The organism is Bradyrhizobium sp. BEA-2-5 (genome assembly GCF_032918025.1).
GTDB classification, from domain to species: domain Bacteria; phylum Pseudomonadota; class Alphaproteobacteria; order Rhizobiales; family Xanthobacteraceae; genus Bradyrhizobium; species Bradyrhizobium pachyrhizi.
Window position 1 is genome coordinate 2675455 of sequence record NZ_CP136629.1, and the last position, 18953, is coordinate 2694407.

Here is an 18953-nt window from a genome sequence, read left to right on the forward strand (position 1 = left end):
ATGAAGGGAAAAGCGACCGTTCAATCGGGCGGTGATGACTGGTGCGATCTTCCTGGTCGGCTTTTTCCGGAGCACGCGCACGGAGGCCAACCTTCAGGTGTGTGGAAGGAACGGAGTGAGTTCGCTTTCCGGTCGTGGCCGGTCCAATAATCCAAGCTTCACCGGAACATCGTAAAGCCGGCCGGGCGCGAAGCGGCGATAGAAATGCCGCAAGCCCGGAACGAGCACCCTGACGACGGGGACTTCGACGTCGGGCCGCGTCTGGTCGAGCACGAGGAAATCATGTCCGGCACCGGTGGCAATCTCGATGCAGGCATTGACCTGGTCGCTCGTATTGTCGTGAACCTTGAGGCCCGGTGCCGGCGGGACGATCGGATCGTCGCTGGGGATCAGGAAGGGATAATCGTCAAGTCGCAGCGGCGTAACGCCGTCAAGCGTCGGCTTCTCGCCGCTTCCGCCGCCCATCATGCCAATCGACATGAATTGGGTCAGCTCCGTCAGGGAACGCAGCAGGGCTATGCGGCGATCGAAATGCGAGCCGGAGCCGAACTCGATATTTTCGTGTCCGTTCTGCATCCAGTGCGTGATCGCCACGTAGGAGGGAATGCCGAGATCGCTGGTGATGTCGAGCACCCAAAGCCTGCGCCCCGCATCGGCAAGCTGGGCTTGCAGATCCCGCACATAGGAATCGTCGAATTGCGTGAGGTCGACTTCGGCCCGCTGCAGCCGATTGTACCACCAGATGGCGTAGGCATCGCGTTCGACCAGTTCGAGGAAGCCTTGAACGATGGCTTCCTCACGGGTGTTGCCGGCCGCACATCCGTTGGAATCCGTGTGGAAGCCGCCATAGAAAAAATACAGCAGGCCGGTCGGAAGAAATTTGAAGCGCTTGTCGCGTAACGACCAGACCGGCGACCACTCGTTTTTTGTCGAGGGATCGAACGGCTCGGGAACCGGGTGTGAATTGTCCGGCTGCGGGGCATGTCTGTTCCGAAACTGCGTGTCGCTGAAAAGCTGGACGTCGTTGGGAAGAAGAGCGTCACCGGGAGCGAAATCGGCAAAGCGGCGGTTCGTCCTGATCTCGTCACCCTGGAAAATGCCCGAATAGCGCTCGATCGCCTCCATCAGCGCGCTGGCCTCGCCCTGCTCGGCTGTCGAGCCCTTGCCGAAGCTGCCGCCGCTCAGTCCGGATCTGAGCTGGTCAACGTTCCAGGCCGGCGCGGAGAAGTTGTGGTAGGCGAAAAAATTCGTATTCATCGGCAGATCGGCCTCGATCCGCTCGAGCCGCGAAACGACGCCGGTCAGCGGACTGACGTGTTTGCGGAACCGCGCGACGGTGGTTCGCGACGTCACGGTGCGGTATCCGCCGCTGGTGGCTATGAGCTTTCTGCCCTCGGCAATCTCGATCGGGGTTGCCGCCCGGCGCGCGCTCTGCAGCTTCTTGCTGCCGCAAGTGGGACATTGCGGGCGTTTCGCGACATAGTGCTTGGCGATGACGGCACCAGTCAGGTCGAAGCTTGCAATGTGATCGCGCAGGTCGGTGCGAAAACCCGAGGCAATCGCCTTCGTGATCTCCACGGCAGCGAAGTGAACTGCGGTCTGTCCAACGGTGTCGTGGACCAGGGGCGATACGGCGACCGCTTGCGCCGGTCCGCGGTCGAGAAATCCCTTGATCTCCCGATTGCGTATCATGCGATCGAACAGGCAGGTCCAGCAGGCGCTCTCGCCCGGCTTGAACACAGGTCCCACCAGCGGAATCACACCGGACGGCTGCACCAGGAGCCACGGCGTCCCATCGGCGACGCGCACCCCGTTCAGCTCGGCGAGCCCTCGATCGAGATAGTCATTCACCAGCGTGATGATGAGCCTCGGCGACCGCTTGGCGATCTGAACGCCAAGCTTGCTCAAGGCCGTGCTCAGTTCCCTGGCGCCTTTGACATCGATCGATTCCACTCGCACGGGACAATCGCGGAGATTCTGTTCCGCAACCTCGGGAGGCAGGCCGAGGCTCGCCCAATACCCATCAACGGCGCCTGCGAATGTATGCGATGCTCCACCAACGACGTATCGGCGCTCCAACAACCGCCTGATCGCTTCCTCGATCTTGTCGGCGGGAAAACTCTTTGAAAGCTGGCGAACGATCTCTGGCGCAGCCTTTCCATTTTTTCCGATCGCCGTGGCTACCGCACAATACAGTTCGCCGTGCAGGAAGAACTTGCGATTCTCGGAATAGAGACAGACCACATTGGGAGGAATGACATAGGCGGTGAAGTTCGGCGCGAAGCGCAAAACGCCCTTGCGGGTCTGCCTCGCGGCGCGGCTCTTGCGATTGACTGTCATCGGGTCAGCACGCCGATCCTGTTCCCGTCACTGCCGGTTGCCGGCGCACGACAAACCGCCGCCCCGCCCAACTTGTGCGCCGAGCTCGACCATTCTTCGAAATAAGTTGGATCACACTCGCCCGCCATCGGCAAGCTGACCAGCCAGGCGCGCCGAACGTTGCAACGAAGGCAAGAAAATGGCCGGGTCGTTCGCGGGCCCGGCCGATGAAATCGCGACGTGTCCATACCTAGTCAGGGAGCGCTGCGTCCTAGCACCAGCGGCAGCGGCCCCACGATGCACAGCACCCTGCGCATGACACCAATGGCACGCCTACCCCGATCCAACCAACGCCGCAGCCGCCACATCCACCGCAACCGACGCCGCAGCGGCAGCCTCTGCACGCTCTGCAGCCGCCGCAGCCTCTGCAGCCTCCGCAACCTCTGGCGCCTCCGCAACCTCTGGCGCCTCCGCAGCCATGACAACCACCGCATCCCCGCGCGAGCAGCACACCGCCCGCGACGCTTCCATGGTCGATGAGATTGAGATGGAAGGTGGCGAGGTTGACGTCGGCGAGTTCTTCCTCGCTGAGCGCGGTCACTTGGCCGGGCGCGAAGCTCGGCCTGTGTTGAACGTCCACGGTCGGTACGGCCGAAGCCGATGCACTTCCCGCCAGCGAAAAGGTTAGACCGGCTACTCCCAGCGCCGGCATGGCGGCTTTGGTCATTCGCTTCTTTTTCGAAGCTTGCTTCGCCCGCTGCATGGCCGCATCCTCCAATGTTGGAAGAAGGATCTCCGTAAGCCGTGATCCTACCCCGAGCGAACAAGGCAGGCAAGATTTGGGGGTACACGAAATGTCATGGGGCTGGGTTGCATGTAATGGGGCTGGGTTGCATTCACCTTCATGAACAATATCGCTGCAATTTCATCGAAGGCGCCGAATATCTGCGCCCGTGAGCGGATTGCGCGGGGGCGGTTTGATGCAGTGCGCAATTGCCGGCCCGCTTGAACAGGGAAATTAGCTTGGTCGATCAGCCCGGACGCTTCGCCTGGTATGAACTCCTGACGACGGACATGCGGGCGGCAGCTGCCTTCTATGGCAAGGTCGTCGGCTGGGCGACGAAAGATGCGTCGATGCCGGAGCTGGCCTATACGGTGCTTGCTGCAGGCGACACGCCGGTGGTTGGTCTCATGGAGCTCCCCGAAGAGGGGCTGCGATTGGGTGCAACGCCGAGATGGGTCGGCTATGTCGCCGTCGATGACATGGATGCGAAGGCCGCGCAGATCCGCCGTCTTGGCGGCGCCATCCTGGTATCGCCGACCGACAGCAATATCGGCCGAATTTCAGTGGTCGCCGATCCGCAAGGAGCGACGTTTGCGCTGGTCACGGGACTGACATATGGCCAACCGCAACCCGGCGGATTGGACGAGCCCGGGCGCGTGGGCTGGCACGAGTTGCTGGCCGAAGACCGGAACAGGATCTTTGCTTTTTACGACGAGCTTCTTGGCTGGCAGAAGGCCCATGCTGGAGCCGATCCGGCAGATATGTATGAATTGTTTTCGGTGGCCGGACAGACGATCGGCGGCATGCTCACCAAGCTTCCGAGCGTGTCGCAGCCCTGTTGGCTCTACTACTTCAATGTCGACGACATCGGCGCGGCCGCCAAGCGCGTTCATGCCGGCGGAGGCCGGGTCCTCCAGGGTCCGATCGAGTTGCCCGATGGTTGCTGGATCGTTCGATGTGCCGATCCCCAGGGCGCCCTGTTTGCGTTGCAGGGCGCCTGGGATCAGACGCGCACCGAACGCCCCTCGACCTCGGAAGTCGGCTGGTCTGCCAGGTGGGGTGGCATTGCTTCAAAGGGCAGGATGGTGCTTCACAAGACGAAGCGCTAGGCCGAAGCGTTTGCTGCTTGCGGCCTGAAGGCGGGACAGGCGGAATGGGTACGCGCCGATACCGCGTTCGAGGCAGATATCCGATCGGCCTTGCAGTGGCATGGTGGGTGAGAATTTTCGGCCGCAATCGCGACGGAGGCGTGCGCTGCTGCGGTGGCGCCGGGGCGTTCGTGGGATTTCGGAATAATAGAAGATATCGCTGATTTGCCCGACGCGTCAAGTGGTTTGTCCGAGTGTCGGCGGCCGCCCTGCTCCTTTGCATGGGGTTGTTTTCGACATTTTGGGGGCGCTCACCTTCCAAGGAAGGTCTCCGACGTCCCAGCGGCCGTGGCGGCCGAGGGCACTTCGAATGATATCAGACCCTCATGGTGAGGAGACCGCCACCGGGTCCGCGCATAGCGCGGTCCGATGACAGGCTCCGCGGTCGTCTCGAACCACGAGGCCCCGACTGTGGCCTCATCCTTCGAGACGCGCTACGCGCTCCTCAAGATGAGGGGTGAGCGTTGAGCGCGAGGATATTACCGCAGCGCCGCCAGCAGCTCGTCGGGCTGCTCGTCCGTCATCATGTGGCCGACACCAGCGAGCACCACGGTGCGGGCGTTCGGCGTCGCGGCATCTTCCGCCAAACAGCGCCTTCGCCGTCCGACGCGTGCCGCAAGCAGCCGTTTGGAAATTCTTTCCGATCGCCTGCGTGGCCGTGCGCGTAAGCGCTTTTGGCTGCACGATCCGTGTGGACCGACCAGGCCGGGCGTGTGCCCATAAACGCGCAAAATGTCGGGTCTTGGGGGGCGAAGCGGAAATCTTGTGGTCGTCCTGAGCTTTACCGCTTGTGACCCTGGAGCGGACGCCGAACTTTTCGGGCTGGCAACCGCGCCGCTGGAAGCGGAAAGCGAGGGCGGTTCAGCGCCCACCTGTGTCGAGGCCGAGAAGCCAGCGGCTCATGGTCCCGAAACCGGCCTCGCCGGAAAACACGACATCGGCAAATTCGGCGCGTTCAAGTGCTTCGCGCATTTCCGTGGGAGGCAGGCCAAAGGCCTGGCGAAAAGCGCGGCTGAACACCGAGATGCTGCCGAAACCGCACCGAGCAGCGATGACGCCGATGCGCTGGTGGGCGTGCGCCGGATCTGTGATCAATTGATGCGCGCGCCCCAATCGACGCTGTTGGATATAAGAGCTAACGCCGCCCATCGGTTCGAACGTTCGATAAAGTTTCGCGCGCGATACGCCAAGCTTGCGGCATATGAACTCCGGTCCCAGTTCCGGGTCATGCAGGTTCGCCTCGATAAATCGCCGGAAGCTAACCATCGATGCGGCGGATTCGGACCGCGCGATCACGTCCCGACCGTTGGCCGACGGTCCCGCGAACGCGGCAATGAGCGCCGCGGTTCCGTTCACCGCCGCGCGGCCATCCGCCAGACTCAGCGCCGAGGCTTCCGCGAACAACGTCTGAAGATGACCGACCAGCATCGCGTTCAGCGGATTCTTCTTTTGCAGCACCCGTCCGTGAAGGCCGTCGAGGTCGGCGAGGTACGGTTGAAGCGCATCGCGCGGCAGTATGAGTGTGAGGCTCTCGTAGTTGGGAGAGCGCAGGGAACTGGGGCGCGACAGGTCGAGAAAACAAACGTCTCCGGCGCGAACCTCGGCGGCGCGTCCCTCGGCGTCGAACGCACATCCGCCTTCCGCGTAGACAACGAGCGAGATGTTGTCGACGCCGCTACGCGCGATCAACGGCGCCGTCCGTTCAAACGTGGCGGCCGACGAACGGCCGGAGACGATGGCGACGTCCGCAAACTGATAGCTGGTCATTTGGACCGCGAAGGAGGAGCGCGCCTCAGCATCCGCGGCGTCCAGCGCGAATAGAGGAGACATGCCGCCGCGCCAGAGATCGAATTCGCGCGCGTTGCCCGGCGCGACTGACAGGTCCAAGCGGAATTGAGACGGCATCCTGCCACGCATCCGAGTCGCCGACCGCTTCAAGGAACTCTCCATTTGATTTCTGTGCTCAGCGTGCCGCGCGAGCTCTCGGTTTGCAAGGCGTCTCATTCTGTTGATCCAGTGTCTCATTCCCGCGGCTCAACCTCTCCGGCCGCAGACCTCAGTGCGGTCGCGCCAAAGATTGCAAGTCGCGGATTGGCTGGGGGAATTGGAGATTTGTTCAGGTCGTTTCGCGGTCCGCGCTGGGAGCAAGCGTCGCTCAGCAAATGGTGTCATCGGTTGCTGTTGCAACCCGGCTACATCCCGAGTCTGTCGCCTTGCCTATATTTCCCGCGTTGGCTGGTTTTTCAAAAGTTTGCTCGGGGAAGCGAGAATGCTTGAGCGTCAATTGTCCGCGTTCATTTCCATCGTGGTCTCCTCAAGGGTTGTCGTTTTCAGGGGGCGGGCGTCAGCTCAGGATCTGCCGGTGGCCGACCACGGCAGGATGCTGCGATCGGAGCGCCGGGCGTGCAGGCGTGCATTGCGCGCTGCGCTGCTCGCATCGACGTGCCTCGGCGTCATCGCGATGTTTGCCCCGGACGCCGCGCAAGCCGTCGACGGCACCTGGAACGGCCCCGGGGGTGAGTGGACCACGGGCGTCAACTGGAGCTCCACGCCGACCGTTCCTGACGGCAGCGCGACCTTCGCCAACAATGGCGCCCCCACCTCGGTGACCATCAGCGCCAGTACATCGATCAACACGATCCAGTTCGGCGCAGGCGTGCCGGCCTACAGTTTTATCCTTCAGGGGAATGGTACTACGTTGACCGTCACCGGCACCGGCATCGTCAACAATTCCGCATCTGCACCGAGCTTCACCAACAACGCCATCTTTCTTTTCTCCGGCACGAGCACCGCCGGCAACGCCACTATCACCGACAACGGCACCGTTCGGTTCCTCGATACGAGCACCGCCGGCAACGCCGCCATCAACATCAACAGCGGCGCCCAACTTCAATTCTTCAACACGAGCACGGGCGGCAACGCCACCATCACCAACAACAGCAACCTCGACTTCTTCAACTCGAGCAGCGCTGGCAACGCCACCATCATCAACAACTACAATTTTCGATTCGCCGATACGAGCACCGCCGGCAACGCCACGATCACCAACAACGCCGGCGGCCTTTCGTTTGCAAACACGAGCACGGCCGGCAGCGCCAGCATCACCAACAACACCATTCTCAACTTCAACGGCTCGAGCAGCGCCGGCAACGCCACCATCATCAACAACGGCGGTGGCACCCTCAACTTCAACGGCACCAGCACTGCTGGTAACGCCGGCATCACCAACAACAGCATCATCCAGTTCTTCGGCACCAGCACGGCCGGCACCGCCACCATCAATAACTCCCTCGCCAACCTGTCCTTCTTCAACAACAGCTCGGCCGGCAGTGCCACCATCACCAACAACTTCGGTATCGAGTTCAACGACAGCAGCACGGCCGGCACCGCGGTCATCACCAACAACGGCGCGGGCGTACTCAACTTCCACGGCACCAGCACCGTTGGCAACGCCACTCTCACCAACAACGCCCTTACGCAGTTTTTCGACACCAGCACGGCAGGCAGCGCCGGCATCACCAACAACGGCAGCCTCAACTTCAACGGCGCCAGCACTGCCGGCAGCGCCGCCATCACCAACACAGTTACCGGCAGCGTCGGTTTCGCCGGCGCCAGCTCGGCCGGCAGCGCCACCATCATCAACGACACCGGCGCAACGGTCAATTTCGCCAGCACCGGCAGCGCCGGAAATGCCACCATCACCAACCAGGGCACCGTTGGTTTCTTCAACACCAGCACGGCGGGCAGCGCCTCCATCGCCAACACCATCACCAACAGCGGCGTCCTGTTTTTCGCCGACACCAGCACGGCGGGCAGCGCCACGATCGCCAACACCCTGGGAATTGTGGAATTCCGCAACGGCAGCACGGCGGGCAGCGCCACCATCACCAACGGCTCCCTCCTGAATTTCAGGAACAGCAGTACGGCCGGCGGCGCCACCATCACCAACAGCGGTACCCTGGGATTCCGCGACACCAGCACGGCCGACAACGCCACCGTCACCAACAATAACCTCACCCAGTTCTTCAACACCAGCACGGCAGGTAGCGGCAGCATCACCAATAACGGCCGCCTCAATTTTAACGGCACCAGCACTGCCGGCAACGCCGCCATCACCAACAACGCCGGCGCCATGGTCAATTTCCTCAACACCAGCGGCGCCGGCAAGGCCACCGTCACCAGCTACGGCAGCCTGACATTCTCCAACAGCAGCACGGCGGGCAGCGCCGCCATCACCAGCAGCTTCGTCGTGCTCTTCTCCGACACAAGCACGGCGGACAACGCCACCATCACCAGCAACTCCTTCCTCCGCTTTTTCGACACCAGCACGGCCGGCAACGCCACCATCACCAACAATGGCAGCCTTCGGTTCGTCAATACGAGCACGGGCGGCACGGCGCGGCTCATCAACGGCGCGGGCGGGAGCATCGATCTGTCGTTGCTCACCAGTGCCGGCATCACGGCGGGCTCGATCGAGGGTGCGGGCACCATCAGCCTCGGCTCGAAGAACCTGCAGGCGGGCGGCAACAACCTGGCGACCACATTCTCCGGCGTTCTGCAGGATGGAGGTTTCGGCGGCGGCAGCGGCGGCTCGCTCACCAAGACCGGGACGGGCACACTGACGCTCGCGGGCGTCAACACCTATACCGGTGCGACCGCCGTCGACGGCGGCACCTTGATCGTGGACGGCTCGATCGCCAGTTCGGCCCTGACGGTGAACGCCGGTGCTACGCTCGGCGGCAGCGGCACGGTGGGCAATACCACGATCAATGGCGGCACGCTGGCGCCCGGCAACTCGATCGGCACGCTGACCGTGCAGGGCAATCTGGTGTTCACGTCGGCTGCGAGCTACCTGGTCGAGGTCTCGCCGGCGAGCGCCGACCGCACCAATGTGGCAGGCACGGCGACGCTCGGTGGCGCCACCGTGCGCGCGACGTTTGCGGCTGGCACCTACGTCGCCAAACAATACACGATCGTCAATGCCACCGGCGGCGTGATCGGCACATTCAGTTCGCTGGTGAACACCAACCTTCCGTCGGGCTTTACCCCGAGCCTGAGCTACGACGGCAACAACGCCTATCTCGATCTTGCGCTCAATTTTACGCCGCCGAACGGTCCAACGCCGCCGGACTTCGGCAGCGGCTTGAACGTCAACCAGCGGAACGTCGGCAACGCGCTGATCAATTTCTTCAATACCACCGGCGGCATTCCGCTGGTGTTTGGCGCATTAACGCCGGCAGGCCTGACGCAGCTGTCCGGCGAGATCGGCACCGGCGCGCAGCAGACGACGTTCAACGCCATGAACCAGTTCATGGGCGTGATCAGCGATCCTTTCATCACCGGGCGCGGCGATCCCATCAGTGGGGGCGGAAGTCCGAATGCCTATGCCGACGAGAGCATGGCCTATGCCGCCAAGGGCAGTGGCCGCGCCAGGAGCGAGCGCGACGCTTACGCTGCGCTCTACACCAAGGCGCCACCGCTGCAGCCTTCCTTCGAGCAGCGCTGGAGCGTGTGGGCGGCCGGCTTCGGCGGATCGCAACGGACCGACGGCAATACGGTCGTCGGCTCCAACGATACCCGGAGCAGCGTCTATGGCGTGGCCGTCGGTGCCGACTACCGGTTCTCGCCGAACACCGTTGCGGGCTTCGCACTCGCCGGCGGCGGCACCAATTTCAGCGTCGCCAATGGCGGCACCGGGCGGTCCGATCTGTTCCAGGCCGGCGGCTTCATCCGGCACAATGTCGGGCCGGCCTATATCACCGGCGCGCTTGCCTATGGCTGGCAGGACATCACCACCGATCGTTTCGTCACGGTGGCCGGCGTCGATCAGTTGCGCGCGCAGTTCAATGCCAATGCCTGGTCGGGGCGTGTCGAGAGCGGCTATCGCTTCGTCGCGCAGGGTTTTGGCATCACGCCATATGCGGCCGGGCAGTTCACCACCTTCGACCTGCCGACCTACTCCGAGCAGGCGATCGTCGGCAGCAACACCTTTGCGCTGGCCTATAATTCGAAGAGCGTCACCGATACGCGCAGCGAGCTCGGCCTGCGCGCCGACAAATCCTTCGCCATGCCGGACGGCATCCTCACCTTGCGCGGCCGCGCCGCCTGGGCACACGGCTTCAATCCGGATCGGAGCATCGCCGCGACATTCCAGACGCTGCCGGGCGCCAGCTTTGTCGTGAACGGCGCAGCGATGGCGTCCGACTCCGCACTGGTGACCGCCGCGGTCGAGAAGAAATGGCTGAACGGCTGGTCGGCGGCGGCGACCTTCGAGGGTGAGTTCTCCAACGTCACCCGCAGCTACGCCGGCAAGGGCGTCGTGCGCTACACGTGGTGAGCGTAACGGCAGCTACTTGCAGTTCTGCTCATGGCCCCTCTCGGACTTTCGACAATGTCCGCTTTCGCGCTCCTGTCAGGGCCATAGCAGACACCCAACGCGTGTGATCCGAGCCGCTTCGATTTATGAGTACACGCCCTGGCTCGTGATTGTCGATCATCTCCACGTCCTCCGGACCCGCGTCGATTCACCGGAACGCGGCCCGCCATTGGTCATTGATACGGTTCGCGTGCTTATCCGCCAAGTCGCCTTGCAGTGGCATGGTGGGTGAGAATTTTCGGCCGCGATCGCGACGGACGCGTACACTGTTGCGCAGGCAGCGGGACGCTCGCAGAAATTCGGAATAATAGAAGATATCGCTGATTTGCCCGACACGTCAAGTTGCTTGTCCGGGTGCCGGCGGCCGCCCTGCTCCTTTGCATGGGGTTGTTTTCGATATTTTGGGGTGATGGCAGCAAAGGGCACTTCGAATGCGAGAGCATCGGAGCCGGCTGAGGGGTGCGCCTTGATATCAGACCCTCATGGTGAGGAGCCGCCAACGGGTCCGCGCAAAGCGCGGCCCGATGACAGGCTCCGCGGCGTCTCGAAGGATGAGGCCCCGACTGTGGCCTCATCCTTCGAGACGCGCGTTCCGCGCTCCTCAGGATGAGGGGTGAGCGTTGAGCGCGAGGATATTACCGCAACGCCGCCAGCAGTTCGTCGGGCTGCTCGACCATCATCATGTGGCCGGCACCCGGCAGCACGACGGTGCGGGCGTTCGGCGTCGCGGCAGCGAGTGTCTTGCCGGCCTTGGCCGGCGTCATCATGTCGCGTTCGCCGAGGACGAAGGTCGCGGGCACCTTGACCGCGGCAGCAGCCGTGAGTGCGTTCTGGTAGGCGTTGCAGGCGTTGAGGTCGTTGTACAGCACGCCCGGCTTCGCCTCCTGCAGTACCCGCTGCGCGCCCTGATGCATCCACAGGCCCGGTGCGAGGCTGCCGCCGAGCTCGGCCTTGAAGCCGAGACCCCAGATCGAGACCATGTCGTTTGCATCCTGCGCGTTGGCTTCGGCCGCCTTCAAGAGATCCGGGCCGACCGTCATGGTCGCGGCGGTGCCGATCAGCGCGATGCCTGAAACTTTGTCGGGATGCCGCGCCGAGGTTTCGATCGCGATCAGCGAGCCCATCGAGTGGCCGATCAGCCGGGCCTTCGATGCGCCGGCGGCCGTGATCAACGCGGCGATCCAGTCAGCCATCTCCGCGATGGTCGGCAGCGGCTTGCCGGCGGAGCGGCCGTGGCCGGGCAGGTCGGGCGCGAGAACGGCAAAACCGTGATGGGCGAACCAGCGCGTGTGCAGCGCCCAGGTGGAATGGTCGAAGCCGGCGCCGTGGATGATCACCACCGCCGGCAGCGACGGATCGAACGGCTTGCCGCCGGTCGCGATGAAGGTGTCTGATCCGTTCACGGAAAGCTGCATGGCCCTAAGTCCTTTGCGAGGCGCGCAGCGCTTGGGCGAGATCGTCGATGATGTCGCTTGCCGTCTCGATGCCGACCGACAGCCGCACCAGCTCCTCGCCGATGCCGGCGGCCTTGAGCTGCTCGGCATCCATCTGCTGATGCGTGGTCGAGGCCGGGTGGATCACCAGCGTCTTGGCGTCTCCGACATTGGCGAGATGGCTGATCATGCGGAGCGATTCGATGAACTTGCGCCCCGCCGGTCGGCCGCCCTTGATGCCGAAGGAGACGATTGAGCCGGCGCCGCGCGGCAGCAGGGTCTTTGCGAGCTGATAGTCGGGATGCGTCTCCAGCGAGGGGTGCAGCACCCAGTCGACGGCCTTGTTGGCGGCGAGGGCGTCCAGCACCGCATGGGTGTTGCTGACGTGACGGTCCATGCGCACGGGTAGCGTCTCCACGCCCTGCAGCAGCTGGAACGCGTTGGTCGGCGACAGGCAGGCGCCGAAATCGCGCAAGCCCTCTGTGCGCGCGCGCATGATGAAGGCCGCCGTGCCGAACTGCTCGTCGAAGACGATGCCGTGATAGCCGCCATAGGGCTCGGTCAGCACGCCGAACTTGGAGGACGCCCGCCAGTCGAAGCGGCCGCCGTCGACGATCGCGCCGCCGATCGCGATGCCGTGGCCGCCGATCCATTTGGTCGCCGAATGCATGACGATGTCGGCGCCCAGCCCGATCGGGCGGCTGAGATAGGGCGTGGCAAAGGTGTTGTCGATCAGCAGCGGAATCTTTGCGTCATGCGCGATCGAAGCGACCTTGGGAATGTCGAGCACCTCCAGCCCGGGATTGCCGATGGTCTCACCGATCACGAGCTTGGTGTTCGGCTTGATGGCGCTGCGGAACGCGTCGAGATCGCGCGGCTTGACGAAAGTGGTGGTGATGCCGAAGCGCGGCAGCGTGTGCGCCAAGAGGTTGATGGTGCCGCCATAGAGCGAGCTCGACGCCACGATGTGGTCGCCGGCATTGAGCAGCGTCGCGATCGCCAGATGCAGCGCGGCCATGCCGCTCGCGGTGCAGATGGCGCCGACGCCGCCTTCCAGGGCCGCAAGCCGCTCCTCGAGCACGCCCGTGGTCGGATTGGAGATGCGGGTATAGATGTGGCCGGCGCGCTCCAGGTTGAACAGCGCTGCAGCGTGATCGGAATCCTGGAACACGTAGGACGTGGTCTGGTAGATCGGCACCGCCCGGGCGCCGGTCACGGGATCCGGATGCTGGCCCGCATGCAGGCTCAGGGTCTCGAAAGCAGGCGGTTTTGGCGCGGGCATGCGAAACTCGTCAGGTCAGTCGATGGAGTGATATCTGTGCCGGTTTAGACGTGAACTGCGGTGCGAACACGGCCGACATTGCCGAACACGCGCAGGTAACGCTCGATCTCCGAGGGAAGGCCGGTCGCCTTCTCCGGATTGTCGGAGAGCTTGACGGCCGGATGACCGTCGACCGACGAGACCTTGCAGACCAGCGAGATCGGATCGAGGTTGAACGAGCCGTCCGGCGTGCAGCCGACGAAGTCGTTGGTGAGGTTGGTGCCCCAGCCGAAGGAGAGTCGCACGCGCCCGGTGAAGTGGTGATAGGTCTCCTCGATCGAGCCGACGTCCATCGCGTCGGAAAAGACGAGCAGCTTGTCCCTGGGGTTGCGGCCCTTCTTGTCCCACCAGGCGATGATCTCCTCGCCGGCCTGGATCGGCGGCGCGCTGTCGGGGCGGAAGCCGGTCCAGTCGGCGACCCATTCGGGCGCATCGCGCAGGAAGGCCTTGGTGCCGAAGGCGTCGGGCAGTGCGATCAGGAGATTGCCGCCATAGGTCTGGCGCCACTGGTCGAGAATGCGGTAGGGCGCCCAGCGCAATTCCTCGTCGTCCCTGGCGAGCGCGGCCGCGACCATCGGCAGCTCATGCGCGTTGGTGCCGATCGCTTCGAGATCGTTGTCCATCGCGAGCAGCACGTTGGACGTGCCGATGAAGGACGAGCCCAGGCCTTCCTTCACCGCCTCCACGCACCAGCGCTGCCAGAGGAAGCCGTGACGGCGGCGGGTGCCGAAGTCGGAGAGCCGCAGGTTCTCGAGCTTGCGCAGCCGTTCCACCTTGGTCCAAAGCTTGGCCTTGGCGCGGGCGTAGAGCACGTCGAGCTCGAAACGGCCGCGGTCTTTCATCGCCGCGCGCGAGCGCAGCTCGTTGAGGATGGCCAGCGCCGGAATTTCCCACATCGTGGTGTGGGTCCAGGGGCCGTGGAAATGCAGCTCGTACTGGCCGTCGACCTTCCGCAGCTCGTATTCGGGCAGGCGGAATTCCGCCAGCCAGCGGATGAAGTCCGCCGAGAACATGTGGGTCTTGCCGTAGAAGGTATTACCGGCAAGCCAGATCAGCTCTTTCTTGCTGAAGCGGATGGTGCGGGCGTGATCGAGCTGGGCGCGCAGCTCGCCCTCGTCGATGATCTCGGCGAGTCGCACATGGCGCGAGCGGTTGATGACCGAGAAGGTCGTGCGGGTGTCCGGATAGCATTCCCGGATCATCTGCTGCATCAACAGCTTGTAGAAATCGGTGTCCAGCAGGCTGCGCACGATCGGGTCGAGCCGCCAGCCGTGGTTGTAGGTCCGGGTCGCGATATCTGTCACGGTCATGCGGGAACCTTAGCCTGCCGGGCGCCGCCCGCCCAGTGGGTATCGGGCGGAACATGGCAGGTCAGCGCGCTATGGTCTGCCGTATACGGCCGACGGTGGCGGTGACATCGACCCAGGCCGGCTTATCAGGCGCAAATTGCCGCCGGAGGAAGGTGACGAGCTCGGCGACCTGGCGGTCGCTCATGCTGTCCTTGAATGCCGGCATGTAGCCCAGATCGGTCACGGCCGGCTTGGCGATGCCGTGCAGGATCACCTGGATCAGGTTATCAGGCACGTTGCTGTGCAGATTGCTGTTCAGCGCCAGCGACGGCCGGCTGCCGAACAGCGGCGGGCCGCCGACCTCATGGCAGACCGCGCAGGCGCCTTGATAGATCCGCGCCCCCGCCGAGGCCGCGGTGGTGACGACGGTGCCGGCTTCGAGCTTCGCGGCAATGGCATCGTGGGCCGGCCGATCGGTGGTGTCGTTGAACGAGTTGAGGTAGACCGCCATCGCACGGATGTCCTGGTCGGGCAGCGCGGCGAGCTCCTGCACGACCGGCGCCATCGGGCCCGCGGCGACGCCGTGCAGGCGGGACTCGCCGGTGCGCAAATAGGCGAAAAGCTCATCCTCGCTCCACGGGATCGGCGCCTGCGAGAGCGCGGTCAGCGCCGGCGCCTCCCAGCCTTCGGCAAAGCCGCCGGCGAGATAGGCTTCGCGCTGCTCGGCGCCGAGCGCGTTGCGCGGCGAATGGCAGGCGCTGCAATGGCCGAGGCTCTCGACCAGGTAGGCGCCGCGATTCCAGATCGCTGACTTCGATGGATCGGGCTGGAATGCCTGCCTCTGATGGAACAGCGCATTCCAGCCGGCGAGCAGCGGCCGAAAATTGAACGGGAAGGCAAGCGTATTCGCCGGCGTCTCGGCGCGCCGCGGCGCCTGCGCCATCAGATAGGCATAGAGCGCCTGCAGGTCGGCATCACTGGTCCTGGCGAAGTGCGTGTACGGAAACGCCGGATAGAGGTGGTGTCCGTCGCGATGGATGCCGTCGCGCATGGCGCGCTCGAAGGCCGGATAGGACCAGGCGCCGATACCGGTCTCGACGTCGGGCGTGATGTTGGTCGCGTAGATCGTGCCGAACGGTGTCTGCAGCGGCCGACCGCCGACGTTCAGGACACCGTGCTCCGAGGTGTGGCAGACGGCGCAGGCGCCGAGCGCTGCAAGCTCCTTGCCACGGGCGATCGTCGCAGCGGAATAGACCGAGGCGTCGGGCCGGGCGATCGGTGCGATCGCGCGCCACGGCAGCACGGCCGCGCCGATGCCGATCGCCGCTGCGCAGAGTGCGGCAATGCCGGCGAGCACGCCGCCGCGCTTTGCAAACGGATTCTGCCATCTGTTGCGGTCAGCGGTTTGCGCAGGCGGCGAGAGCGGGGCGGGCGCGACCGGTTGCTCGCCGCGCAATCCCTTCAGGATGCGCTCGGGCGTGAACGGCGGCTCGCGAAAGCGCACGCCGGTGGCATCGAAGATCGCGTTGGCGATCGCCGCCGCGCTCGGCACCGAGGCGGATTCGCCTACGCCGAGCGGCGGCTGATCCTGACGCGGCAACATCAGGACGTCGATCTTGGGCAGCTCAGGAAACTTGATGATGGGGTAGGCACCCCATTCCCGCGCCGTCACCGCGCCGCGCTCGAAGGACACTTCCTCCATCAGCGCGCGGCTGGTCGACTGGATCACGTTGCCTTCGATCTGGTGCCGTACGCCCTCCGGATTGATCATCAATCCGGAATCCTGGCCGGCGACGACGCGGGTCACGCTGACATCGCCGGTCGCCTTGTTGACGGCGACATCGGCGATCCATGCCGACCATGCCGCGCCGTAACCGGGAAACTTGCTGTGCACGTAGAGCGCATAGGCAAAGCCGCGGCCGCGCACGATATCGCCGTCCGCCTCAGGCTCTTTCCACACCGGGCGCGGTGTCCAGCCGGCGCGCTCGGCGACCGCGTTGACGAGATCAATCGCGCGCTTATCCCTGAGATAGCGCAGCCGGTACTCGATCGGATCGACCTCGGCCTCCGCCGCAAGCTCGTCGATGTAGGATTCATGCGCAAAGGTGTTCGGCAGTGCCGAGACGCCGCGGAACCAGGAGGCGCGCACGATCGGCGGCATGTCGTGGGCAACGACACGCATGTGGTCGTAGTCGTAGGGCGGGATCGCGGTGCGGTCGCCCATCTGAAGCACGGCGGGCTCGGGCGAGATGCGGCCGGTCAGCAGCAGCGCCAGAGTCGGCGCGGCGTTCGAGGGATAGCGCGTTGCGAGATCGTAACCGGCAATGCCGCCGTCGGCATCGAGCCCGCCATTGACGTCGATGAGCTGCGCGGTGCCTTTGGGCTCCCAGGCGTGCTCCTGCTCGCGTGTCAATTGCACGCGCACGGGCCGGCCGACCGCGCGTGACAGCAGCAGCGCGTCGGCGGTGACGTCGTCGGCGCAGTTGCGGCCGTAGCAGCCGGCGGCTTCCAGCCGGATCACCTCGATCTCGCTCTCGGGACGTTCGATCAGGAGCGCAAGATCGCTGCGCAGCACGTGCGGGTTCTGCGTGCCCGACCAGACCCGGATCGCGCCCTCGGTGTAATCGGCAACCGCGCAGGACGGGCCGATCGAGCCGTGCATCTGGTAGGGCCAGAGATAAGTCCGCTGCATCGGCTTGTCGGCCGCCTTGATCGCGGCGTCGACGTCGCCCCTGTCGATCAGCGTGCGCGGTGTCGATGGATTGGCGCGCAGCGCGGTTTCGACGTCGGCAAGGTCGGTGAGGGTTGGCGTCGGCTTCCAGCTCACCTCGAGCTGCTCTGCCGCGCGGATCGCATTCTCCTCGCGCTCGGCGACGATGCCGACGAAGTCGCCGATGCGCACCACGGCGATGAGGCCGGGAATGTCACGCACCGAGGATTCATCGACCGCGAGCAGGCTGGTGCCGACGAATGGTCCGGCATCGACGCCGGCATAGGGCGGCCGCACCACGCGGCCGTGCAGCATGCCGGGCAAGCGCACATCGTGGACATAGACGAGCTCGCCGGTGGCCTTCGCCGGCACGTCGACGCGCGGCACCGACTTGCCGACGACCGAATAGGCGCTCACGGCCTTGACCGGAACGTTTTCCGCGAGCTCGAGCCGGATGGTCTCGTCCGCGATCAGCTCGCCATAGGTGATGCTGCGGTTGTCGTGGCCGCGGATCAGGCCGTCCTCGATCGTGAGGTTACTCGCCGGCAGCTCCAGCTGCTCGGCAGCGCGCGCAATCAGGAAGTGCCTCGCCTGCGCCGCGGCCTTGCGCAGGGGCACGGCGGTGATCTGGATGGTTTCGCTGGCGATCGTCGCGCCCTGGTTCGGCACCACCGATGTGTCGCCGAGCACGACCACGACGCGCGCAAAGGAAACGTCGAGCTCCTCGGCGACGATCTGGCCAAGGGCGGTGCGGATGCCGGTGCCGAGATCGACATGGCCGTTATAGGCATTGATCGTGCCGTCGGCCGTGATGGTGATGAAGGTCTCGAACGCGCCTTCCGCGCCCAGCACCGCAGGGCGGACGACCGACAGCGAGCCGCGCCGGCGTTGCTCGGGAGCCCGTGCGTCGACCATCAATCGCGCGCCTCGAGCGCGTGACCGGCCGCGCGCATCGCCGCGCGGACGATCTCGATATGCGCGCCGCAGCGGCAGAGGTTGTAGCGCAGCGCCTCCAGTACCTCATGCTCGGACGGAGTTGGATTGCGCGCCAGCAAGGCCTTGGTGGTCATGATCATGCCGTTGAGGCAATAGCCGCATTGTGCGGCCTGCTCGTCGATGAAGGCATCCTGCACGGGATCGGGATGCTCGCGGCTGCCGAGGCCTTCGAGCGTGACGATGCTGCGCCCCGCGCAGCCTTCGATCGGAATCACGCAGGCGCGCGCGGCGACGCCGTCGATCAGCACCGCGCAAGCGCCGCATTCGCCGAGCCCGCAGCCATATTTCGGTCCGTTCAATTCGAGGTCGTTGCGCAGCACGTAAAGCAATGCGGTGTCGGGAGCGGCGTCGACATCATGATTCCTGCCGTTCACGGTCAGGCGCATTGCCCCGGTTCTCCCCTGATGTTTTGCGCTGCAACGTCAGCGTCGGATCGCTGACGAGGATAACGTTTGTATACAAACGTGCAAGCGGCGGCATGCCGCGCTGCAGCGCGTGCCCGCTTTATGAACAGGGTGCGCAAGCGAAGGGCAGGGTTTGATTGCAAAGGCCGCTTGACAGCTCCCGGGCTCGCGCG

General features: G+C 64.5%; 9 protein-coding genes. 2 read left to right on the top strand and 7 right to left on the bottom strand.

The window, feature by feature from the left end; translation table 11 throughout:
- Positions 1-93: 93 nt before the first annotated feature.
- Positions 94-2340: a TOMM precursor leader peptide-binding protein gene (locus tag RX327_RS12505; RefSeq protein ID WP_317250404.1), complete on the bottom strand. Its 2247-nt coding sequence runs from the start codon at positions 2338-2340 to the stop codon at positions 94-96.
- A gap of 984 nt (positions 2341-3324) precedes the next feature.
- On the opposite strand from RX327_RS12505, the gene RX327_RS12510 reads away from it, so the two are divergent.
- Complete coding sequence (locus RX327_RS12510; protein ID WP_028334379.1) at positions 3325-4212, top strand: VOC family protein; 888 nt, start codon at positions 3325-3327, stop codon at positions 4210-4212.
- 900 nt (positions 4213-5112) lie between these two features.
- Here the strand turns inward: RX327_RS12510 and RX327_RS12520 are convergent.
- Entirely contained in the window at positions 5113-6156 is a 1044-nt protein-coding gene (locus RX327_RS12520; protein ID WP_160321761.1) for a helix-turn-helix domain-containing protein, read from the bottom strand.
- 457 nt (positions 6157-6613) lie between these two features.
- On the opposite strand from RX327_RS12520, the gene RX327_RS12525 reads away from it, so the two are divergent.
- A complete protein-coding gene (locus RX327_RS12525) occupies positions 6614-10588 on the top strand; it encodes an autotransporter domain-containing protein (RefSeq protein ID WP_317250405.1) in 3975 nt (1324 codons plus the stop codon).
- Positions 10589-11262: 674 nt separating this feature from the next.
- Here RX327_RS12525 and RX327_RS12530 read toward each other — a convergent pair.
- The 5 genes from RX327_RS12530 to RX327_RS12550 form a co-directional block, all read right to left on the bottom strand.
- On the bottom strand, positions 11263-12042 hold the full coding sequence (locus RX327_RS12530; protein WP_317250406.1) for an alpha/beta hydrolase: 780 nt from the start codon (positions 12040-12042) through the stop codon (positions 11263-11265).
- A 4-nt stretch (positions 12043-12046) separates the two neighbouring features.
- Positions 12047-13342: an O-acetylhomoserine aminocarboxypropyltransferase gene (locus RX327_RS12535; RefSeq protein ID WP_317250407.1), complete on the bottom strand. Its 1296-nt coding sequence runs from the start codon at positions 13340-13342 to the stop codon at positions 12047-12049.
- Positions 13343-13386: 44 nt separating this feature from the next.
- Positions 13387-14691 carry a nicotinate phosphoribosyltransferase gene (gene pncB / locus RX327_RS12540; RefSeq protein ID WP_317250408.1) on the bottom strand — a complete coding sequence of 435 codons (1305 nt, stop codon included), beginning with the start codon at positions 14689-14691 and terminating at the stop codon, positions 13387-13389.
- Positions 14692-14752: 61 nt separating this feature from the next.
- Positions 14753-18295: a molybdopterin cofactor-binding domain-containing protein gene (locus tag RX327_RS12545; protein ID WP_317250409.1), complete on the bottom strand. Its 3543-nt coding sequence runs from the start codon at positions 18293-18295 to the stop codon at positions 14753-14755.
- Positions 18295-18762, bottom strand: coding sequence for a (2Fe-2S)-binding protein (locus RX327_RS12550; protein ID WP_317250410.1), 468 nt, complete (start codon positions 18760-18762; stop codon positions 18295-18297). The genes RX327_RS12545 and RX327_RS12550 overlap by 1 nt, the downstream gene beginning before the upstream one ends.
- Between the last annotated feature and the right edge of the window lie 191 nt (positions 18763-18953).